Raw genomic sequence first — 21,841 nt, forward strand, 5'->3', positions numbered from 1 at the left:
AGCGCGGCCGGGGCCCCGGGTGGCAATCTGCTGAGCAAGCAGATACGCACAGCTACAACAGCTGCATAGCCGGAGGTGCCGTTCCCGTGCCGACCAACGTCAATCCCACTGTCAGGCGACGCCGGCTGGGCCAGGAACTGCGCCGCCTCCGCGAGATCAAGGGCATGACGGCCGAGGAGGTGGCGGAGCGACTGCTGGTCTCGCAGTCGAAGATCAGCCGTCTGGAGAACGGCCGCCGCTCCATCAGCCAGCGCGACGTGCGCGACCTCTGCGGGGTCTACGACGTCGAGGACCACCGGATCGTCGACTCGCTGATGCAGATGGCCAAGGACTCCCGCCAGCAGGGCTGGTGGCACGCCTTCGGCGACATCCCGTACAGCGTCTACATCGGCCTGGAGACGGATGCCGCCTCGCTCCGCGTCTATGAGTCGCTGATCGTTCCCGGGTTGCTGCAGACACGCGAGTACGCGCAGGCGGTCATCGAGGGAATGTGGCCCGAGGCCACACCCAGCGAGATCGACAAGCGCATCCAGATCCGCCTGAAGCGCCAGGACCGCCTTACCGATCCCGTCAATCCGCTGCGCTTCTGGGCGGTGATCGACGAAGCGCTGCTGCGCCGTATCGTCGGCGACCCGCAGACGATGAATGCCCAATTGCTCCACCTGGCCGAGCTGAGCGAACTGCCGCACGTGACACTTCAGGTGCTGCCGTACGACGTGGGCGCACATCCCGGCATGTACGGAAAGTTCGCCATCCTCGAGTTCCAGGAGACGATGGACGCCAGCGTCGTCTACCTTGAGGGCGTCACGAGCGACCTGTACCTGGAAAAGGCCAACGACGTCCAGAGTTACGCCGTGATGTACGAACACCTCCGGGCCAAGGCCCTGAGCGCGGAGCAGTCACGCGAGTTCATCCTCGCGGCAGCCGACAACTGCCGCCCCTAATCAATTACCCCGGCTCAACCCGCCAAGAAGGGCGGCAATATACGCCTACACGACCCCATCCAGGAAGCCCCCAAAGGAATATTTCATCCAAAGGAGTGAAGGTCACTCACCTTCGATGATGTCGCAGCGTAGCGTCGACCATGAAGTCGCCGACTCGCAGCGACTGGGCACGCAACGCCCGACGACTGCCCCGATCATCGGAGTCACCATGCTGTTCAAGCACGACAAGCTGTCTGAATGGACCAAGTCCTCATATTCCGCCGTCAATGGGGATTGCGTCGAGGTCAAGACGGCCGGACACAATGCCGTGGCGGTGCGCGATTCGAAGGATCCGCACACCGGAATCCTCGGCTTCGCGGCCGACTCCTGGTCGGTATTCCTTTCGGACGTCAGCCGGACCTCGCAGCGCTGAAGCCGATCGAAAGGCCGGCCGACCCACACGAGCCGCCCAGCCACACCCTCTCGACTGGTCCGCCGTCCTGGCCGAGAGGGTTGCCGCTCACTCAGGGAGCAGCCGACAGGCTGCGGGTCTTCGCCGTGACAGGGTCGTCCGAACCCAGCACGCGCTCACACAGCGGCAGGTTCAGGCGCGCGAGCGCCTGAGCTTCGGCCACGTGGCCGGCGGCCGCCAGCGAAGCGGCCAGCCCCGCCCGGTTCGTGAGCAGGTAGGGATGCTCAGGCCCAAGAGCCCGTTCCTGCCCGTCCACCGCAAGCCTTGCGAGCGAGATCGATTCCTCCAGCGCACCGCGCTCGGCCAGGATCCAGCTCAGGAGGATCGTGGCCGAGAGTGCCAGCGCATGCTCGGCGCCATGTACGCGCCGCCGGTCCGACAGTGCCCTTCGCGCGACGGGTTCCGCCTGTTCGTACCTGCCGAAGCGATAGAGGCCGAAGGCGAAGTTATGGCGACTCGTGACGGTGGCCAAGGAGTCATTCCCGAGGAACTCCTCACAGAGGGAAACGATTTCCGGGCCGACACGGTCGAATTCTTCGACTTCACCGGCAACCGCCAAGTATTCGATGAGCAGGGCCCGGGCATGGAGAGTGTCCGGATGATTCTCACCGAGAACCCGGCCTCGAACTTCCTGAGCCTTCCTCAGAGACGCGACGCATTCTTCGACACGCCCCAGTTGACCAAGTGGCTCGTGAAAGGAAAGGAAGCTCTGCAGCGTTTCCGGGTGTTCTTCGCCGAAGACCCTCTCCCGGCCGTCCAGGACCTTCCGGTGCATTGCCTCGGACTCCTCGAACCGCCCCAGCCTGAAGAGAGCCAGGGCCGCGTCGTGGCCGGCGCCGAGGGTGAGCGGATGATCCGTCCCCAGATGCGTCTCCGCCACCGTCGCGGCGGCCTGAGCCATATGCAGGGAAGCCTGATAGTCCCCGCTGGCAAAAACGTGCTGGGCCAGCAGATTCGCGACCCGGACCACGCTGATTCCGGTGTCGCGATCCGCCACCAGTCGAAGCAGGTTCATCACGTGCGGAACCAGTCTCCGGACTCGGCCTTCCGCCAGCCCCCCGCCCACCTCGGCGGGGATCTCCACCGCGAGCAGGCGTGCCGCTCCCTCGACCAGGAGCGGCTTCTGATCGTTCGGCACCGAGGTCGCGACACTGTCGAGCAGGACCCCGTGCGTCTTGACGCATCGCACGACTTCGCCGCTCTCCTCGGAGTCGACGAGCGAGATCATGGAGTGATCCAGCAGGCCTCGGAGAGCAGTCTCGACCCGGCCGCCGGGCAGCGGGGGCTCCACGGCACCGAGGTCGACCGCACCCACGGACAGGGGGCGCAACAGCGACAGCGGAACCGGGTCGGAGCTCCAGCAGGAGAGCAGGCGGAGCAGTGACTCGCACTCGGGAATGCCGTTCTCAACCAAGGCCCTGAGAGAGATCTCCCATGTGCGGCCGACGAGTTGCCTGGCATTCCCCGCCGAACTTCCCGGTGCCGCACCCCGGTCGATCAGTTCGGTGGGATTCTCGTCGAGGTGTCGCCGGTAGTCGCTCATGGACCAGCTCTCCAGAAGTTGACGGGACAGGAACGATCCGGCCAAAGTCAGCGCGAGTGGAAGGCATTCGAGCCTTCTGGCCACGATTTCCGCCTCATGCGGAGTACCCGCGTCGGGAGCGAGGTCATGCAGCACCAATGCGGCGTCTTCCAGCGGAAGTACACCCACCTGGTGCAGTTCCGCCCCACTCCACACACGTGAGCCGGCTGCGCGGGTGGTCACGACGACAGTTCCTTGAGGGCTGGACCTGAGCCACGCGCCCTCTTCAAGAGCCGCCGGATCATCCGCGTTGTCCAGAACCAGGAACCAGGGCTGTGCCGAACAGTTCAGGTAATGCCACACGAGATCGGCTGCCGCACGGCGCCCGCCGTACGCAGCGGCGAGCTCGGAAGTCTCCGCACCACGATCGGCGGCCACGGCAAGCATTCCCGCGCGTAGTGTGGCCCGCTCGGAGGCGTTGACCCACAGCCCTATGCGCCCACCTTGACCGGCGACCTCGTTGAAGAGCGTCTGAGCCACAGCGGTCTTGCCGCAGCCGCCCATTCCGTAGAGAACATGGATTCCCCCGCCCCGGTGATGGACAGCTTCCGTCAGCCTGCTCATCAGGGCGGTGCGGTCCCTGAGAATCCGCGGAGTACGGCCTACGAGTGGTGTGCGTACGGAATCCGGTGCGGGCCAGTCAAACGAATGACCGGGTTGCGCCTGCACCACCGTGCGCTGCACGGACGGCCCGAAGAGGGATGAACTCGGGTCAGGCGCGTGGTGGTAGTGGTTCTCGGTGACGTACTGGTCGCCGGACGTCTGGTAGACGCGGCCCTGCCCCGATGCCCTGCCCTGCACCAGGTGCTCCGCGCCCGGCTCGGTCCCGCTCACCGCTCGTTGATGTGCTGGTCACGCCCGGCCTGGTAGACACGGCCACTACCGGATGCCTCCGCGCGCATCTGTACGGTCGGCGGCGCGTCGTTCACTTCGGGGTCGAGCTCCACCAGGATCCGGCGCAGGTCCGACGCGACGTCCGGCCTTTCGGTGAGCAGACGTCGCACGCGGCCTGTCCACGCGTCGCGAAGTTCCTGCTCGGTCAACTCGTCGCCGGTCTCCCTGGCGGTGAGGAGATCGTCGCGAGCCGCTTCCAACTCGTCCTGGACACCTTCGGCGCGCGAGGGGCTGGCCCGTTGCCACAGCGAGACCATGCCGTCCCGGGTCCTCTCCCACGCGTCGGTGGCCATGAGCGTGACCACGGTGGCTCCTGCGGCCCGAGCCAACTCGATCAACTGTGCGTCCATCCACGCCCCCCACTACGTCGGCGCCCGTTCGGCACCTGGACAGGACGACCAGCCTATGTGCGACGGATTACCGCTGTCAGGTGGAACGCGCGTCGACCGGCCCGTTCGATTCGCCCAGCTCCCCTCCTTCTTCCGGCCGCACGGGACCCGCATCCCGTGCGGCCGTTCTGCGTGCTCGGGCGTTCCTGATGTCGGTGTTGCTTCGATCTCCGCACAGCCTGACGAAGTGCCCGCTCATCGTGTGGCCGTGGTCACGTTCACGACAACGCCCCGCTAGGTCAAGAACAGGCAAAATCGTTCGCCTTACTGATCTGCGTTCATATCCTTGACCGTGGATGTCTTGACCGAGGGGCCGAACAGGCGGTTCAATCCCCCAAGTCCCCCGTTCCCGCACGGGGGAACCGCTGAACGGCCGTACTGACGAAGTGCTTCCCGTTCACAAGGCGGACCCCTGGAGGGGGCACATGAACAGTCTCGACTGGGCCGTGCTCATCGGCTACTTCGGTGTGATGGTCGCGATCGGACTCTGGTCGCACAAACGCGTGGACAACGTCAGCGACTTCTTCACGGCCGGCGGCAAGATGCCGTGGTGGCTGTCGGGCATCTCGCACCACATGTCCGGCTACAGCGCGGTGATGTTCACCGGCTACGCCGGTATCGCGTACCAGTACGGCGTCACGTCCTTCGTGACCTGGTCGCTGCCGATCGCCATCGGCATCGGCATCGGCGCGAAGCTCTTCGCCCCCCGGCTCAACCGGCTGCGCTCGCGCCTGCACGTCGCCTCGCCGCTCGAGTACCTGAAGAACCGCTACAACATCCAGACCCAGCAGGCCCTGGCCTGGTCCGGGCTGCTGCTGAAGATCGTGGACGTGGGCGCCAAGTGGGCGGCCATCGCCACGCTGCTCTCCGTCTTCACGGGCATCTCCCTCACCCAGGGCATCTTCGTCACCGGCGCCATCACGGCCGTCTACTGCACCGTCGGCGGGCTGTGGGCCGATGCGCTCACCGAGCTCGGACAGTTCATCATCCAGCTGTTCGCCGGTCTGGCCATGCTGGTGATCGTCATGAGCAAGCTGGGCGGCTTCAGTTCGCTGTGGACGGTCTGGGACAAGCTGCCCGAGGGTCACACGGACCCGACGGCGGGCCCGTACACGGTGACCTTCCTGCTGGCGTACCTCTTCATCAAGACCTTCGAGTACAACGGCGGCATGTGGAACCAGGCCCAGCGCTACATGGCCACGGACTCCGCGCGCTCCGCGACGCGCTCGGCCCGGCTGTCCGCCGTTCTGTGGCTGGTCTGGCCGGTCGTGCTCTTCTTCCCGATGTGGGTGGCTCCGCTGCTCGTGGAGGCCAAGAAGCCCGACGCGTCGGACAGTTACGCCCTGATGACCGAGCAGCTGCTGCCGCACGGACTGCTGGGTCTGGTCGTCGTCGGGTTCTTCTCGCACACGATGGCCATGTGCTCCTCCGACGCCAACGCCATCTCGGCGGTCTTCACCCGGGACATCGCGCCGGTCTTCTCCAAGGCGGCCCGCACCTGGAGCAACCGCAGCGGGCTCATGGCCGCCCGCCTGTCCACGCTCGCGTTCCTCGGTCTGTCCATGGCACTGGCGACCCAGATCAACTCGCCGACGTTCAAGGACATCATCTCGGTGGTCATCAAGTGGGTGGCCGGGCTCATGGGTCCGATCGCGATCCCGTTCATGCTGGGTCTGCTGCGCAGGTTCCGCAGGTCGGGGCCGACGGCGGCGCTCACCAGCTGGGCGGCGGGTCTGCTCGCGTTCTACCTCACCAACTACAACTTCGACGGATCGGTGAAGACGGACGTCGCACTGCAGTACCAGGTGGCGTTGCCGCTGGCGATCTCACTGGTGCTCTACATCGTGATCGGGTTCATCAAGCCGGAGGACACCCCGGAGCGGGACGCGCTCATCGACTTGATCAATTCGGATGACGGGGGCCCGGCGGGCGGGACGACCGCGGCGGCCGTCCCGGCGCAGCAGACGGGCCCGGACGGCACGGTGGTGCCCGAGGGGGTGAAGGACTGACCCGCGCGTGCGGAGGGACCGGCCGTGGTGGGCGGGCGCGGCGGCGCCCGCCCACCTCTGTGTTCCGGCTCAGCCCCGGGGGTAGCGGGCCAGCCAGCCGGGGGCGACGGCGGTGGGGCTGTGCAGGGCCGGTCCCTGGGTCATCTCCATGGCGAAGTCGTCGGAGAGCTCGAGGACGGTCGAGCGGCCCTCCAGCTCGGCCAGCCAGGCCGGAGGCAGGGCCGTCTCGCCGTGCAGGGCCCCGAGGAGGGCCCCGCAGACGGCTCCGGTGGCCGCGGACGGCCCCGAGTGGTTCACCGCGAGGCGCAGCCCGTGCCGTACGTCCTCGCCGACCAGCGCGCAGTACAGGGCCACGGCGAGGACCTCCTCCGCGGAGTCGGTGTCGCCGAGCGCCTCGATGAGGGCGGGGCCGGGGATGCCCTGGCGTACGGAGCCGAGGGCCTGGCGGAGCGCTTCGGTGACCTGCTCGTTGCCCGGGCGTTCGGCGAGCAGGGCGAGCGCGTGCTGTACGGCGCCGTCGAGGGTCTCACCGCGGGCCAGCCCGTGCACCATGACGGCAAGGGCTCCGGCAGCCAGTTGGGCGGTGGCATGGCCGTGGGTGTGGGCGGCGCACTCGACGGCCAGCTGGAGGACGAGCGCCGGCTCCCAGCCGACGAGCAGCCCGAACGGCGCGGAGCGGGTGAGCGCGGCCGAGTCCCGCGCCGCGGGGTTCCTGGGCCCGGCGAGGGTGCCCATCGTGGTGTCGCCGAAGCCCACGAGGCATTCCCTGGTGGGGGCGCGGCGGGTGTACAGCCACTCCTCCCCGGCCAGCCAGCCGTTGTCCTTGCGGCGTTCGTCGGGCCCCCAGGCGCTCTGGGTGGCCGCCCAGCGCAGATGGGCGCGGTACACGTCGGTGGGCGGGTGCCAGGCGCCGGTGTCGCGGCGGACCTGCGCCCGTATCAGCCCGTCGACGGTGAAGAGGGTGAGCTGCGTGACGGCGGTGACGGTGCCGCGCCTGCCGTTGACGGGTACGAAGTCGACGACGCCGTCCCCCCCGTGGGCGGCGCGGATCGCCTCCAGGGTGAATCCGGCGACCCCCGCCCCGAGCGCGTCACCGATGGCGCCGCCGAGCAGGGAGCCCCGCACCCGGCTACGGAAGTCCTGTTGCGCGGCACGGCCCCAGACAGCCGTGGTCCCTGTGCTCACCGTGCCCCTTCCGTTCGTTCACCGGCTTGCGACTGCGCAAGCACTGTAATCGAACGGGAAGAGCCGATTCAGGGGTGGAACGTTATGTACGGAGTCGCACTTGGGAGCACTTTTGAACGGCATTCCTCACGGTTTTCCTGGATGGGGTTTCCCGGCCGGATTCCGGTGCGGGATTCCGAAGATCGTTTCGGAGTTCGTTCCGCAGATCGTTTCGGAGGAGGTTTCGGGAAGGATTCGGGGGGTGTTTGCGCGGGCGGGATTACCGAAGGTGATTCCGGTCCGGATCGCGCGGTCAGTGGCCGGCGCAGCAGGGGGTGGGGTCCGGCTCCTCGAATGGGACCAGTACACCTCCCGCGGCCGGCATGGCGGTGAGGACCAGTTCGCCCGCCTGCCGGACCGGCCGGACGTGATCGCGCGTCATGAGCCGCTGGTCGGGGGCGGGTTCACCGGACGATCCGAGCACCGTGACCCGGTCGATCGCGGAGGTCCGGAGGAGTTCCCCGACGGTCAGCGTGCCGGTGAGGGAGGACGCACCGGGGAAGAGGACGGCCCGGCCCGCCTCGTCCGGTGTTCCGGCCGTCACCTCGTACCCGTCCGCCGCGAGCCGGCGGGCCGGCTCCGCCGAGGCCACCGTGAACGAGAGCACGACCCGTGGCCGGTCGCCGCGTACGAGGTGGGTGCAGCCGAACGCGTCCTCGGTGAGGCCGAGGCCGGCCGCCAGTGACGTCAGGAGCCGGTCCGCGTCGCTCAGGGTCGCCGTACCGGTGTCGATCCAGAAGGTGTTCACGAAGGCAGGACCCACACGGGGTTGGAGTAGAACCACAGGTCGTTCCACGGGTCCGCGTCGCCGACGACGTCGACGGCCGGGCCCGCGGGGTCTACCGCGGCTCCCCGCAGTCCCGTCGCGGACCGGTTTCCGTCGGTGCCACGCAGGCGGACGTACAGCGGGCGGTCGACGCGGCCGAGTTCGTACGTGAGCCGGACCCGTCCGGTGGACTTCCCGACCTCGTACGACTTCACCACCTTCGCCGTCGGTGCGGTGAAGGTGTCCTTGTCGGAGACCGTGCCCGTGACATCGCCCTGGATGACGTCGACCCGGGCCAGCTCGGGGACGAAGCCGGCCCAGTTCGTGGCTCCGGCAAGAGCGATGTCGACGGTGAGCGTCACCTTCGTGCCCTTCTTGACGTGCAGCGCGCCGCCGAGCGTGGCCCATCGGCTGCCGCCCGAGACCCGGACGTCGAGCCCGCCGACGAGCCGGCCGTGGTCGACCCAGACACGGCCGGCGCGGATGCCGTCCATGACGGCGGCGTAGTTGAATCCGTCGGCTCCGACGTGGGTGCGGCTGTACTGGCCGGGCCAGTAGTCGCCCTCGGTGAGGTCGATCCCGCCGCGGTAGACGGGATCGGTGTGCTTGCCGTTGGTGAGGTAGTCGCTGTCAGGGCCGCCGCGCTTCGCGGTGTCGGCGTACACGTTGTGGGAGTCGGAGTTGGCGGTGATCCACCAGGGCTTGCCCTCGGCGAGGAGGCTGTCCCACAGGCCTCCGACGGTGGCGGTCATCCAGTCGAAGCCGCCCCAGGTGCGGTAGCTCTCCAGGGGGTATCCGGCGAAGGAGTTGGCGCCGGGGCTGCCGTCGTAGAGGCCACGGGCGCGGCCCATGCCGGTGGACTGCTCGATACCGGCGGCCTGGTGGCCCGGTGCGCCCTCCATGCCCACGGCGATCTGGTGGCGGGCGGAGGTGGCGTCGCGCCAGGCGCGGATCTCGTGCGGCGAGTCGATGCCCTTGCGGGCGGGGTGGTTCGCCAGCATCAGGATGTCCTTGACCTTGCGGCGCTGGACCTGCTCGGCGAGGAAGTTGAGGCCCGCGACGGCGAGTGCCTCGTTCGCGGGCGTCGAGTCCGTCGCCTTCCGCACGCCGCCGTCGTAGGACAGCTCGAACTGCTTGAGGACGGAGACCTCGTTCTTGCCCGGGTGGACGAAGACGGTGCCGTGCTCGGCGGCCGGGATGTTCCACTCCAGGCCCTGGAAGACGAGCGTGTCCGCGTACGCCTCCCGGGCCTCCTTGATGTCCGGGTTGACCTTCTCCACGCCGATCTTGGCGTGCGTCTCGTTGCCGTGGTCGGTGATGACCATCCAGTCGAGGCCGTGCCGGGCACCCTGGCGGACCTGGTCGGTGACCCGGTACTTGCCGTCGTTGCTGTACTGGGTGTGGACGTGGTGGTCACCGGCCAGCCACAGGAAGCCGCTGCTCTTCCGGCGCCCCTCGGCGGCGTACGCGGGGGTCGTGCCGCCCTGGGTGAGGATGCCGCCGGCGGCCAGGCCCGCACCCAGCAGGCCCGCGCGCCGCAGCAGGGTGCGGCGGGACTGCTGCTCGGGGGTCAGTGCCTCGTCGGGCACGGAGGTGTCGAACGCGGCGGGCAGTTCCGGACCTGCCTCGTGGCTGTGGTCGTGATGGTGGTGGTGCCCGTGTCCGTGCCCGTGTCCGTGCCCGTGTCCCATGCCGGTCTCCTCGGTCCTGCGGCGCCACTGCGACCGCGTGAGGAGAATCGACTCAAAAGGTGAACGTTGAACAACCATAGGCTGATCACGGGGTATCACGGACATGACGACTCGGACCGGCACTTTTCGCCATCGCAACTGCCGTTACCGTACGCCCAGTTGAGGTGGCACCGAGCAGTATCCGTGGCGTCCCTCGTGCGCTCGGGCCGGCGGGCCGTGTCCTCTTGGGGCACGGCCCGCCGGCCCGAGCGTCTGCCGCGGAGCCTCAGCTCGGCAGCACCGGCAGCAGTTCCGGCAGGTGGCCGTCCGACGCCGCGGCTGCCGTGACGCGCTCCTCGGGCACCTCGCCGTACAGCGTCGTACGCGGTTTCGCCGGCCGGCCCGCGAGCTCGGCGATGGCCACCAGGTCCTGGACGGACCGGTACGAGCCGTAGCCGGAGCCCGCCATCCGGGAGATGGTCTCCTCCATCAGCGTCCCGCCGAGGTCGTTGGCCCCCGAGCGCAGCATCTCGGCCGCGCCCTCCGTACCGAGCTTCACCCAGCTGGTCTGGATGTTGGTGATGTGCGGGTGGAGGAGCAGCCGGGCCATCGCCGTGACTGCCCGGTTGTCACGGTCGGTGGGACCGGGGCGGGCGATCCCGGCCAGGTAGACCGGGGCGTTGGTGTGGATGAAGGGCAGCGTCACGAATTCGGTCAGGCCGCCGGTCTCCTGCTGGAGGCGGGCCAGCGTCCTGAGGTGGCCGAGCCAGTGCCGGGGCTGGTCGACGTGCCCGTACATCATGGTCGACGAGGACCGCAGCCCGACCTCATGGGCGGTCCTGATGACCTCCAGCCAGGTGGCGGTCGGCAGCTTGCCCTTGGTGAGGACCCAGCGGACCTCGTCGTCGAGGATCTCGGCGGCGGTGCCGGGGATCGAGTCGAGACCGGCCTCCTTGGCGGCGGTCAGCCAGTCGCGGACGGACATCCCCGTGCGGGTCGCGCCGTTGACGACCTCCATCGGCGAGAACGCGTGGACGTGCATACCGGGGACGCGTTCCTTCACCGCGCGCGCGATGTCGAAGTACGCGGTGCCGGGCAGGTCCGGGTGGATGCCGCCCTGCATGCAGACCTCGACGGCGCCGACGTCCCAGGCCTGCGCGGCACGGTCGGCGACCTGGTCCAGGGACAGGGTGTACGCGTCGGCGTCCGTGCGCCGCTGGGCGAAGGCGCAGAAGCGGCAGCCGGTGTAGCAGACGTTGGTGAAGTTGATGTTCCTGGTGACGATGTAGGTGACGTCGTCACCGACCACGTCCCGGCGCAGGGCGTCCGCGATCCGGCACAGCTCGTCCAGCGCCGGCCCGTCCGCGTGGAGCAGCGCGAGGGCCTGGCCGTCGGTGAGCTTCGTCGGGTCGTCGGCGGCCTGACTCAGCGCCTGACGTACGTCGGCGTCGATGCGGGACGGGACCATGCCGGGGGCGGCGGCCTCGCGGAGCGCCTCCCAGTCCCCGTACACCTCGTCGAAGTCGTCGCGCCGGTCGCCGGTACGGCCCTCGGTGTCGATGGTGCGGTGCAGGTCGGTGCGGCCGGAGGCGTTGAACCCCTCGTCGGGCTCCTGCCAGGGCAGGCCGACGGGAATCGCGTCCTCCTTCGCGAGGCCGGTCTCCGGGTCGGCGAGCGCCCGCACGTGCGGGAGGAGCCGGGGGTCGAGCCAGGGCTCGCCGCGCCGGATGAACTCCGGGTAGATGGTGAGGCGTTCACGCAACTGGAATCCGGACTCGGCCGTACGGGCGGCGAGTTCGTCGATGTGCGGCCAGGGGCGCTCGGGGTTCACATGGTCGGGCGTGAGCGGTGACACGCCGCCCCAGTCGTCGATGCCCGCGCCGATCAGCAGCGCGTACTCGGCGTCGACGAGGTTCGGCGGGGCCTGGATACGGGCGGAGGGGCCCAGGATGTGGCGGGCCACGGCGATCGCGGCTGCCAGCTCCTCCAGTTCCGCGTCCGGCATCCCGCGCATCGCCGTGTCCGGCTTGGCGCGGAAGTTCTGGACGATGACCTCCTGGACGCCGTGATAGGCGCGGGCGGTCTTGCGCATCTCGAACAGGGAGTCGGCGCGCTCCTCGTACGTCTCGCCGATGCCGATCAGGATGCCGGTGGTGAACGGGACGTTGGACCGTCCGGCGTCCTCCAGCACCCGCAGCCGGACGGCGGGCTCCTTGTCGGGGGACCCGTGGTGCGGGCCGCCCTTCTCGGACCAGAGCCGGGTCGCCGTCGTCTCCAGCATCATGCCCATGGACGGCGCTACGGGCTTGAGCCGCTGCAGATCGGTCCAGGTCAGCACCCCGGGGTTGAGGTGGGGCAGCAGCCCGGTCTCCTCCAGCACCCGGATCGCCATGGCGCGTACGTACGCCAGGGTGTCGTCGTACCCCTCGGCCTCCAGCCACTCCCGCGCCTCGGGCCAGCGGTCCTCCGGCCGGTCGCCGAGCGTGAACAGGGCTTCCTTGCAGCCCAGTTCCGCACCCTTGCGGGCGATGTCGAGGACCTCGTCCGGCGACAGGAACATCCCGTGGCCCGCCCGCCTGAGCTTCCCGGGCACGGTGACGAAGGTGCAGTAGTGGCAGGTGTCGCGGCAGAGCCGGGTCAGCGGGATGAAGACCTTGCGGGAGTACGTGATCACTCCCGGACGGCCCGCCGCGTCGAGCCCGGCGTCGCGCACCCGGGCGGCGGACGCGGCCAGATCCGTCAGATCGTCCCCCCGCGCCTGGAGCAGTACGGCGGCCTCGGCCACATCGAGGGCGACGCCGTCGCGGGCCCGTCGGAGGGCGCGCCGCATGGCGTTGGTCGTGGGACGTCCGCGCTGAGGATCGGTCATGAACCGAGCATACGAGCGGGACACCCTGCCCGGACCAGGGCCTCTGTCCGGCGTAACCGCCCCGGCCCCCCTGGCGCCTTGGCCGTTATGTCCCTCATGCCCCGTAGGCTCGGAGAGGTGATGGAAACGATCGTCTTCGACATCGGCGAAACCCTCGTCCGCGACGACCGCCACTGGGCCTCCTGGGCCGACTGGCTCGGAGTCCCGCCGCACACCGTCAGCGCCCTCGTCGGCGCCGCGGTCGTCCAGGGCCGCGACGCCGCGGACGCGCTGCGCATCCTGCGCCCCGACATGGACGTCGACGAGGCGTACCACGCCCGTGCGGCGGCCGGGCGCGGCGAGCACCTGGACGAGCGGGACCTCTACCCCGACGTCCGCCCCGCCCTGGCGGAGCTGCGCGCACTCGGCCTGCGAGTCGTGGTCGCGGGGAACCGGACGGTGCGGGCCGGGGAGCTCCTGCGGGCCCTGGACCTGCCGGCGGACCTGGTCGTCACGTCGGAGGAGTGGGGTGTGGCGAAGCCGCACCCGGAGTTCTTCCGGCGGGTACTGGAGGTCTCGGAAGCGGCCCCGCACGCCACCCTGTACGTGGGCGACCATCCGGCCGAGGACCTGTTCCCGGCGAAGTCCTCCGGGCTGCAGGCGGCCCACCTCCGCCGGGGGGCGTACGGGCACTGGTGGGCGGACCACCCGGACGTGACGGACACGGCGGACTGGCGCATCGACGCGCTGACGGATCTGCCGGCCCTGCTGATCAAGGCGGACCGGCCCCGCCCCACCATCCGGTCGGTCCCTTCCAGGGCGTGAGGGCGGGCCGCCGATACGGGCCCCGCCGGTCATCACGCGAATGCTCAAGATCAAGGAGATCAGGCGCTGATCCGGTCCTGATACCGGTCCCACCGCCCGGTTCTCCTGCGAGAACGGGCCGGGCTCTCCATCAGGGGTGGAGAGCCCGGCCCGTGCGCGTGTCCGTCCGCGGCGTTACTTGCCCAGCACCGCCTGCATCACGCTCTTGGCGATCGGAGCACCCAGGCCACCGCCGGAGATGTCCGAGCGGGAGATGTCCATCGCCGTCGGGTCGATGAACACAGCGACCGCCACGGCCTGACCGTCGGCCTTCTTGCCGTACGAGACGAACCAGCCGTACGGCACCTCCTTGGTCACGTCGTCGCCGCGCTGCGCCGTACCCGTCTTGCCGCCCACCGTGATGCCGTCGATCAGCGCCTTCTGCGCGCTGCCCTCCTTGGCGGTGAACTCCATCATTTCCTGGACCTTCTTCGCCGTCTCCTCGGAGACGGCCTGGTTCTTCAGCTTCGGCTGGTGCTCCTCCAGGGTGGACAGGTCCGGTCCCTGGAGCTTGTCGACGATGTAGGGCTGCATCATCCTGCCGCCGTTGGCGAGGGCTGCCGTCACCATCGCCATCTGCATCGGGGTGCTCGTGAGGCTGCCCTGGCCCATGCCCGTCAGGGCGGTGCCGGGCTTGTCGAGCTCCTCCGGGTAGAGGCTCTTCGTGGCGAGCATGTCGCCGAAGTCCTCGGAGTAGATGTCCGCGTTGAAACCGAACTTCTCGGCCGTCTCACGCATCTTGTCGTCGCCGAGCTTGGACGCCGCGTCGAGGAAGACGTTGTTGCAGGAGTACTGCATGGCCGTCTTGAGCGAGGCCTTGTTGCAGACCCCGTCGCCCGCCTCGCTGCCGATCTTCTTCGTGGAGAGCGGCAGCGGGTACGGGGAGACCGCGTCGGTCGGCGCGTTGACGTCCGTGATGACGCCGTGCTCCAGGGCCGCCGCCGCGGTGAGGATCTTGAAGGTGGAGCCGGGCGGGAAGGTCTCACGCAGCGGGCGGTTGGCCAGCGGCTTGCTCTTCTCGTCGATCAGCGCCTGGAACTTGTCGCCCTCCTTGAAGGAGTTGCCGGCGAAGACCGAGGGGTCGTACGACGGTGTCGACACCAGCGCGAGTACCTTGCCCGTCGCCGGGTCGAGCGCGACGACCGCACCCCGCGCGTCGAGGTCGGTCAGGCCCTTGTAGGCCGCCTCCTGCGCCTTCGGGTCGATGGTCGTGATCACATCGCCGCCGCGCCGCGGCTCACCCGTGAGGATGTCCTTGGCGTGCCGGAAGGCGAATTGCTCGTCCTGGCCGCTGAGGATGCTGTCGTACGTCTTCTCCAGGAGCGACATGCCCTGCGCCTGGGAGGCGTAGCCGGTGACCGGCGCGTACATCGGGCCCTGCTTGAAGGTGCGCTGGTACTTGAAGTCGGTCCCCTCGACCGCCTTCGACCCGGTGATCGCCTTGCCGCCCACGATGATGTCACCGCGCGGGGTCGCGAACTGGGTGATCTTGACCCTGCGGTTGTGCTCGTGGCTGGAAAGCTCCTCGCTCTGGGCGAACTGGAGCCAGTTGGTCCGTATCAGCAGAGCCAGCATCAGCAGCCCGCAGAAAATGGCTATGTGCCGCAACGGCCTGTTCATCGCGCTCCTGCTCCCCGGCAGCCGAGCACACACGCACACGGGCCGCACCATCGATGTCCGGAGGTGAAGGATGCAATTTTAGCCTTGATGGTTGCACCCGAGACCGCCGCCGGTCGGTCTCGGCCACCGCACGGCGCCAAACGGGCCGCCCCGGTCACAGATACGCCGCGTACGCGTCCAGGGCCCGCAGCACCTCCGCCTCCCCCGCCGGGGGCAGCTGCAGGACGGCTTCCTCGATGCCCAGGTCCGCGTAGTGCGCCAGCTTGCCCGGGCTGGGGATGACGGCGTACGGCACCACCTGGAGGTGTTCCGGGTCACGCCCGGCCTTGTCCCAGGCGGCACGCAGCGCCGGTACGGACTCCGTCAGACCACGCCCGCCGATCGGCAGCCAGCCGTCCGCGGTCTCGGCGATCTGCGTGAACAGCTTCGGCCCCGCGGCCCCGCCGACCAGGGTGCGCGGCCCGATCACCGGCCCGCGCGGCTCCCGCACCGGCTTGGGGTAGGCGTGACTCGCCCGCACCGAGCCGAACTCGCCCTCGTACGCCGTCGGTCCGTCCGCCCACAGGGCGCGCATCAGCGCCATCCGGTCGCGGACCAGTGCCCGCCGGGTCGGCCAGTGGACCCCGTGGTCCGCGGCCTCCTCCACGTTCCAGCCGAAGCCGACGCCGAGCGTGAAGCGGCCGCCGGAGAGGTGGTCGAGCGTGGCGGCCTGCTTCGCCAGGTCGACGGGGTCGTGCTGGGCGACCAGCGTGATGCCGGTGCCGAGCGCCAGCCGCTCGGTGACCGCCGAGGCCTGCCCCAGGGCGACGAAGGGGTCGAGGGTCCGGCCGTACTCGGGCGGCAGCTCGCCGCCCGCCGGGTAGGGGGTGTCCCTGCTCACCGGGATGTGGGTGTGCTCGGGCAGGTACAGCCCGGCGAATCCCCGCTGCTCCAGCTCGCGGGCCAGTCGTACCGGCGTGATCGTCTCATCGGTGAGGAAGATCGTTGTGGCGATCCGCATGCGAGGACACCTCCGTCGTCGTCCGTGACGACCCCAACGTATGCCGTGCGGTGCCCGCTGCGGGGCGTTCGGCCCGTCCGGGGGTGCACGTGGCTCCGTTTCGGCCGTAACTCCCGCGGTGTTTCCCGGCAGTTCACCGCCGGACACCAGAGTGCGCGTACGTCGCCCTCGTCACTCACGACACCCTGGGGAGCCACTCGTATGACCGGATCGATCGCCAGACGCGGCCTTCTTCTCACCACCGCCGCCACCGCACTGACGCTGGGACCGGTGAGCTTCGCCGGCGCCGCTCCCCGGGAGGGGGACGGGGCCGGGGAGTACACGGAGCGGACGGTGCGCGGCACGCTGCCCGCCGGTTCGCCCGACTTCGTCTACCTGCCCGTCGAGGTCCCGCGCGGTGTGCGGGAGATCACCGTCTCCTACACGTACGAGCGGACTCCCGTACCGGCCGGCACCCAGGGCAACGCCCTCGACATCGGCATCTTCGACGAGCGCGGCACGGAACTCGGCGGGCGGGGCTTCCGCGGCTGGTCCGGCGGGGCACGGAGCACCTTCTTCATCCGGGCGGACGAGGCGACTCCCGGCTATCTCCCCGGCCCCGTACGCCCCGGGACCTGGCACATCGCGCTCGGACCGTACACCGTGGCGCCCGACGGGCTGCCGTACGAGGTGACGGTGGCCCTGCGCTTCGGCGCGTCCGCGGCCACACCGGAGCCCGTGTATCCGCCGGAGCGCGCCAAGGGGCGCGGCCGGGCCTGGTACCGGGGCGACTGCCATCTGCACTCCGTCCACTCCGACGGCAGGCGCACCCCGGCGGAGATCGCCGCCGCCGCGCGCGCCGCCGGGCTCGACTTCATCAACAGCAGCGAGCACAACACCCACTCCGCGCACAGCGCCTGGCAGGGACTGTGGGGTGACGACCTGCTGATCCTGACGGGTGAGGAGGTCACCACCCGCAACGGACACGTCGTCGCGGTCGCCACCGACCCCGGCACCTTCGTCGACTGGCGCTACCGGGCCCGAGACAACCGCTTCGGGCACTTCGCGAAGGCCGTGCGGCGGGCCGGCGGGCTGGTCGTGCCCGCGCACCCGCACGCCACCTGCATCGGCTGCCACTGGAAGTTCGGCTACGGCGAGGCGGACGCGGTGGAGGTGTGGAACGGCCCGTACACGCCGGAGGACGAGATCGCCCTCGCCGAGTGGGACAACTCCCTCGTCGCGGCCACCCGTTCGTCGAAGCCGTGGATCCCGGCCGTGGGAAGCAGCGACGCGCACCGGGAGCCGGACAAGGTGGGGCTCCCGCAGACCGTCGTCCTGGCCCGTGAGCTGTCCCGCGAGGCGATCACCGACGGCATCCGGGCGGGCCGCTCGTATCTCGCCGAGTCGTCCGCCGTCACGCTCGCCTTCGGTGCCACGGGCGGACGCGGTCTGCACGCCGGGATCGGGGAACGGCTCCCGGCCGGCCCGGACACACCCGTCACCGTGCGGCTGGAGGTCGGCGGGGCCCCCGGGTGCACCGCGCACTTCGTCACCGACCAGGGCACGCTGCACACGGCCGCGCTCCCCGCGTCCGGGGAGGGCACGGTGGAGTGGCGGACCACCCCGGCGTACGCCGCCTATGTGCGGGCCGAGGTCCGGCACCCGGCGTCGGTCCCGGGGCTGCCGGGCGCCCTGGCGGCCCTCACCAACCCGCTGTTCCTCGGGAGTGGGAGCGCTGCCTCGGGATGACGGGCCGACCACCCCCACCACCATGAGATTTAGGTTAGCCTAACCTCAATAATTTCCGGGGTCGGGGGGAACAGTCATGGGTCACGGCTGGGAGGGCGTCGTCCTCAAGCTCATGCGGGGACGGGACTTCACCTTCACCGTCACCGGCGTCGAGCAGGTCACCGAGAACTTCCGGCGGGTGAGTGTGACCGACGGCGGACTCCTCGCCGCGACCGGCGGCGCGCATCCGACGATGTGGGTCAGGATCTGGTTCGAGCAGGGCGGCAGGCCGCACCAGCGCGCCTACACCCTGGTCGACCCGGACCCGGCCGCCGGGACGTTCAGTCTGGAATTCGCCCTCCACGACGGGGCGGCGAGCGCCTGGGCCCGTACGGCACAGGTCGGCGACACGATCGACGCGACGCTCCAGGGCACCGGCTTCACGCTGCCCGAGCCCGCGCCGGCACGGCTCTTCGTGATCGGCGACACGGCCTCGCTGCCCGCGATCAACTCCCTGCTGGACGCGGTCCCGGGGACCCCGGCGACGATCTGGTTCGAGACGACGCACACCTCGGACGAGGAGCTTCCCTTCCGTCTGCACCCGGCGCACCACACCCTGCGCACGGTCCCGCGCCGCGACGCGGGCGCGCACCTGGTCGCCGAGGTGAAGGCCGCCCTGCCCGACCTGCTCGGCGCCGACACCTCGGACGTGTACGTCTGGATCGCCTGCGACACGTCGACGACCCGGACCCTGGGAGCGTTCGCCCGCAAGGAGCTGGCCGTCCCCAAGGACCGGGTCGACGCGCTGGGCTACTGGCGCGCGAGCTGACGGTCCGCACGACCGGCACCGCAGTGCCGGTCGTGCGGGGCCGGTCGTGCGCTCAGCAGTTCGGGATGACCGCGCCGTTGTTGTCGCGGGCCTCGTCGTTGCCCCAGCGGGAGAGGTAGTACGCGGACACGTACGCCCCGCGTCCGTTCTTGCCCGCGTAGACGGTGTCCAGGTCCGTCCTCAGCCACCAGTGGTTGTAGCTGCTGCCGGAGCCGACCTGGGCGCCCCACACCTTGCAGTACACGTAGTTGGTGCCGGCGTTCAGCACGCCCTGCGCGTCGGCGGTGTTCGCCGCCGCGTAGCCCGTCGCGGCGGCGAAGGTGTCGACCCAGTACTTCGAGGTACCGCCGCCGCAACCGTTGTCGCTGGTCAGGTACTTGCCGTAGTACGAGCCCGGGTACGGGGCGAGTGACTGACCGTTGATCGCGATGCTCTGGCCGACGCCGTTGTAGAGCTGCTCGTAGTGGATGTGGGCGCCGGAGCTGTTGCCCGTGGAGCCGGTCACGCCGATCTGCTGGCCCTGGGACACCTGGGCGCCGTTGGCCACGGAGTAGGAGGCCAGGTGGAAGTAGTAGGTCTGCCAGCCGCCCCCGTGGTCGACGGCGATGTAGTTGCCCGCGCCGCTCGGCTGCGAGTAGCGGTAGGCGGTGCCGCCCGAGGAGGCGAGGACGGGGGATCCCGCGGTGGATCCGCCGTCGGTACGGACGAAGTCGAGGGCCTGTCTGACCTCGGCCGAGTGGTGGCTGTACGTCCACTGCTGGCCGCAGGGGTAAGGGGCCTTGAAGTTCGGTGCCGCTGCCGCCGGGGTCGCGGTGAGCAGGCCCGCCACCAGGGCGATCAGCCCCAGCAGCGCGATACGTATCGAGCGCATGGTTCCTCCGGGAGTGGGGTGCGGGGGTGCGGGATACGGGCATCGATCCGTGCTGAACGGACCCCAGAGTGCCGGAATTCACGCCTCACCAGTAGACCCACGGAACAGGAGGGCTGGCCCGGCCGGGCCAGCCCTCACGCCCGTCGCCGCCACTACTTGCGGTAGATCTCCTCGATCTGCGCGTCGAAGTCCCGCGCGATGGCGTCCCGCTTCAGCTTCAGCGAGGGGGTCAGATGCCCGCTCTGCTCGGTGAACTCCACCGGCAGGACCGTGAACCTGCGGATGGACTCCGCGCGCGAGACCAGCCGGTTGGCCTCGTCGACCGCCCGCTGCAGCGCCGTACGCAGCTCCTCGTCCTCGACGAGTTCACGCAGCGGGACGCCCTCCTTCTTCCGCATCCGGCGCCAGTGCGCGAGACCGTCCGGCTCCAGGGTGATCAGGGCGCTGACGAACGACCGGTTGTCGCCGACCACCATGCACTGCCCGACCAGCGGATGGGCGCGCAGCCAGTCCTCCAGCGGGGCCGGGGTGACGTTCTTGCCGCCGGACGTGATGATGATGTCCTTCTTGCGGCCGGTGATCGTGAGGTAGCCGTCCTCGTCCAGCGCGCCCAGGTCTCCGGTGGGGAACCAGTTGTCCTCCAGGTACGGAACCGCCCTGCCCTGCTCGGTGTCCCAGTAGCCCTGGAACACCTGTCCGCCGCCGAGCAGGACCTCCCCGTCGTCCGCGATCCGTACAAAGGTGCCGGGCAGGGGCCAGCCCACCGTGCCCAGCCGGGGCTTGAGGGGCGGGGTGACCGTGGCGGCGGCGGTGGTCTCCGTCAGGCCGTAGCCCTCGAAGATCTGGATGCCCGCGCCCGCGTAGAAGGCGGCGAGCCGGTGCCCCAGCGGGGAGCCGCCGCAGATCGCGTACCGGACGTGACCGCCCAGCGCGGCCCGGATGCGCCGGTAGACCAGGGGGTCGTAGAGGGCGCGCGCCGCGCGCAGCCCGAGGCCCGGACCGGGTCCGGTACCGTGCTGCTGCGCCTCGACCGCCTCGCCGTAGCGCTGCGCGATCCGGGCAGCCCGGTCGAAGGACGAGGCGCGGCCCATGTTCTCGGCGGTGGCCCGGCCGGTGTTGTAGACCTTCTCCAGGACGTACGGGATGGCCAGCAGGAACGACGGCTTGAACCCCGCCAGGTCCGCGAGCAGGTCCTCCGTCCGGATGGACGGCGCGTGCCCGAGCCGGACCCGGGCGCGCATGCAGCCGATCGCGACCATCCGGCCGAAGACGTGCGAGAGGGGCAGGAACAGCAGGGTGGACGCGGGGTACTTGGAGACCGACTTGAAGACCGGGTGGAGCAGCTCGATGGCGTTGTCGACCTCGGCGAAGAAGTTCCCGTGGCTCAGGACACAGCCCTTGGGGCGGCCTGTGGTGCCCGAGGTGTAGATGAGGGTGGCGGGGCTGTGCGGCTCCAGCGTGGCGCGGCGGGCGGCGACGACCGCGTCCGGGATCTCCCTGCCGAGCTTCTTCAGCCGGCCCACGGCGCCCGTGTCGAACTGCCAGAGATGGGCGAGGTCGCCGAGCTGCTGGCGCTCCTGGCTGATCAGCCGGCCCTGCTCCTTCGTCTCGACGGCGCAGGCGACGGCCCCCGAGTCCTGGAGGATCCAGCGGGCCTGGAAGGCGGACGAGGTGGGGTAGATCGGCACGGTGACCAGCCCGGCCGCCCAGGACGCGAAGTCGAGCAGCGTCCACTCGTAGGTCGTACGGGCCATGATCGCGAGCCGGTCGCCGGCCTGGAGGCCTTCCGCGATCAGGCCCTTGGCGACGGCCTGGACCTCGGCGGCGAAGTCGGCCGCGGTCACGTCCTGCCAGCTGTCGTCGGCCTGCTTGCGGCTGAGGACGGGCTCGTCCGGCGCCTCGGCGGCGTTGTCGAAGGGGATCTCGGCGAGCGATCCGCGCCGGACCGTGGGCGCGAACAGCGGTACGGAGACCTCCCGTACCGTGCCGTCGGCCGCCCTGACCTTGGTCGGCTCGACCAGGACAGGCACGGCGGGCACGGCGGGCGTGGCGGGCGTGGCGGCGGATGGGGGCGTGGACACGAGCGGCTCCTCGACATGGGGGCCGGCGCCGGGCCCGTCCCTGGGTTCCGGCGCCGTACGGGCTACTGGGTGCGGCGGGGTCGTACACGTGC

Annotated in this window: 16 protein-coding genes; 6 read left to right on the forward strand and 10 right to left on the reverse strand. The window is 70.0% G+C overall.

The window, feature by feature from the left end; all coding sequences use genetic code 11:
* Positions 1–86 precede the first annotated feature (86 nt).
* The gene (locus OG524_RS15510; RefSeq protein WP_405390233.1) at positions 87–944 is read left to right on the forward strand and encodes a helix-turn-helix domain-containing protein; all 858 of its coding nucleotides are present in this window, start codon (positions 87–89) and stop codon (positions 942–944) included.
* Positions 945–1,059: 115 nt separating this feature from the next.
* Entirely contained in the window at positions 1,060–1,356 is a 297-nt protein-coding gene (locus OG524_RS15515) for a DUF397 domain-containing protein (protein WP_405390231.1), read from the forward strand.
* 91 nt (positions 1,357–1,447) lie between these two features.
* Here OG524_RS15515 and OG524_RS15520 read toward each other — a convergent pair whose 3' ends face one another.
* Positions 1,448–3,811, reverse strand: a complete 2,364-nt coding sequence (locus OG524_RS15520) for a tetratricopeptide repeat protein (protein WP_405810691.1) — start codon at positions 3,809–3,811, stop codon at positions 1,448–1,450.
* Positions 3,808–4,221, reverse strand: coding sequence for a hypothetical protein (locus OG524_RS15525; protein WP_405390229.1), 414 nt, complete (start codon positions 4,219–4,221; stop codon positions 3,808–3,810). Before OG524_RS15525 ends, OG524_RS15520 begins: the two co-directional genes overlap by 4 nt.
* A gap of 464 nt (positions 4,222–4,685) precedes the next feature.
* Here OG524_RS15525 and OG524_RS15530 point away from each other — a divergent pair, with 464 nt between their 5' ends.
* Positions 4,686–6,269, forward strand: coding sequence for a sodium:solute symporter family protein (locus OG524_RS15530; protein ID WP_405390228.1), 1,584 nt, complete (start codon positions 4,686–4,688; stop codon positions 6,267–6,269).
* A gap of 69 nt (positions 6,270–6,338) precedes the next feature.
* Here OG524_RS15530 and OG524_RS15535 read toward each other — a convergent pair whose 3' ends face one another.
* The 4 genes from OG524_RS15535 to OG524_RS15550 all read right to left on the reverse strand — a co-directional run bounded on the left by OG524_RS15535 (position 6,339) and on the right by OG524_RS15550 (position 12,798).
* Positions 6,339–7,454: an ADP-ribosylglycohydrolase family protein gene (locus tag OG524_RS15535; protein ID WP_405390227.1), complete on the reverse strand. Its 1,116-nt coding sequence runs from the start codon at positions 7,452–7,454 to the stop codon at positions 6,339–6,341.
* Positions 7,455–7,746: 292 nt separating this feature from the next.
* The gene (locus tag OG524_RS15540) at positions 7,747–8,241 is read right to left on the reverse strand and encodes a hypothetical protein (protein WP_405390226.1); all 495 of its coding nucleotides are present in this window, start codon (positions 8,239–8,241) and stop codon (positions 7,747–7,749) included.
* Positions 8,238–9,950 carry a PHP domain-containing protein gene (locus OG524_RS15545; RefSeq protein ID WP_405810694.1) on the reverse strand — a complete coding sequence of 571 codons (1,713 nt, stop codon included), beginning with the start codon at positions 9,948–9,950 and terminating at the stop codon, positions 8,238–8,240. The genes OG524_RS15540 and OG524_RS15545 overlap by 4 nt, the downstream gene beginning before the upstream one ends.
* A gap of 265 nt (positions 9,951–10,215) precedes the next feature.
* Positions 10,216–12,798, reverse strand: a complete 2,583-nt coding sequence (locus OG524_RS15550; RefSeq protein ID WP_405390224.1) for a bifunctional FO biosynthesis protein CofGH — start codon at positions 12,796–12,798, stop codon at positions 10,216–10,218.
* 120 nt (positions 12,799–12,918) lie between these two features.
* Between OG524_RS15550 and OG524_RS15555 the strand changes: the two genes are divergently transcribed.
* Positions 12,919–13,602, forward strand: coding sequence for an HAD family hydrolase (locus OG524_RS15555; RefSeq protein ID WP_405393184.1), 684 nt, complete (start codon positions 12,919–12,921; stop codon positions 13,600–13,602).
* A 174-nt stretch (positions 13,603–13,776) separates the two neighbouring features.
* Here the strand turns inward: OG524_RS15555 and OG524_RS15560 are convergent, their stop codons facing one another.
* Positions 13,777–15,261: a peptidoglycan D,D-transpeptidase FtsI family protein gene (locus tag OG524_RS15560; protein ID WP_405390223.1), complete on the reverse strand. Its 1,485-nt coding sequence runs from the start codon at positions 15,259–15,261 to the stop codon at positions 13,777–13,779.
* Positions 15,262–15,415: 154 nt separating this feature from the next.
* A complete protein-coding gene (locus tag OG524_RS15565; RefSeq protein WP_405390221.1) occupies positions 15,416–16,261 on the reverse strand; it encodes a TIGR03619 family F420-dependent LLM class oxidoreductase in 846 nt (281 codons plus the stop codon).
* A gap of 201 nt (positions 16,262–16,462) precedes the next feature.
* Between OG524_RS15565 and OG524_RS15570 the strand changes: the two genes are divergently transcribed.
* Both OG524_RS15570 and OG524_RS15575 read left to right on the forward strand, forming a co-directional pair.
* Positions 16,463–17,989 carry a CehA/McbA family metallohydrolase gene (locus OG524_RS15570; RefSeq protein ID WP_405390219.1) on the forward strand — a complete coding sequence of 509 codons (1,527 nt, stop codon included), beginning with the start codon at positions 16,463–16,465 and terminating at the stop codon, positions 17,987–17,989.
* Positions 17,990–18,065: 76 nt separating this feature from the next.
* Positions 18,066–18,797 (forward strand): siderophore-interacting protein, encoded by a 732-nt coding sequence (locus tag OG524_RS15575; RefSeq protein ID WP_405390218.1) that lies wholly within the window; start codon positions 18,066–18,068, stop codon positions 18,795–18,797.
* A 52-nt stretch (positions 18,798–18,849) separates the two neighbouring features.
* Here the strand turns inward: OG524_RS15575 and OG524_RS15580 are convergent, their stop codons facing one another.
* Positions 18,850–19,668, reverse strand: coding sequence for a M23 family metallopeptidase (locus tag OG524_RS15580; protein WP_405390216.1), 819 nt, complete (start codon positions 19,666–19,668; stop codon positions 18,850–18,852).
* A 152-nt stretch (positions 19,669–19,820) separates the two neighbouring features.
* Positions 19,821–21,749 (reverse strand): AMP-dependent synthetase/ligase, encoded by a 1,929-nt coding sequence (locus OG524_RS15585; RefSeq protein WP_405390215.1) that lies wholly within the window; start codon positions 21,747–21,749, stop codon positions 19,821–19,823.
* Positions 21,750–21,841 lie beyond the last annotated feature (92 nt).

Source organism: Streptomyces sp. NBC_01520 (assembly GCF_045040375.1).
In the GTDB taxonomy this organism is placed as follows: domain Bacteria; phylum Actinomycetota; class Actinomycetes; order Streptomycetales; family Streptomycetaceae; genus Streptomyces.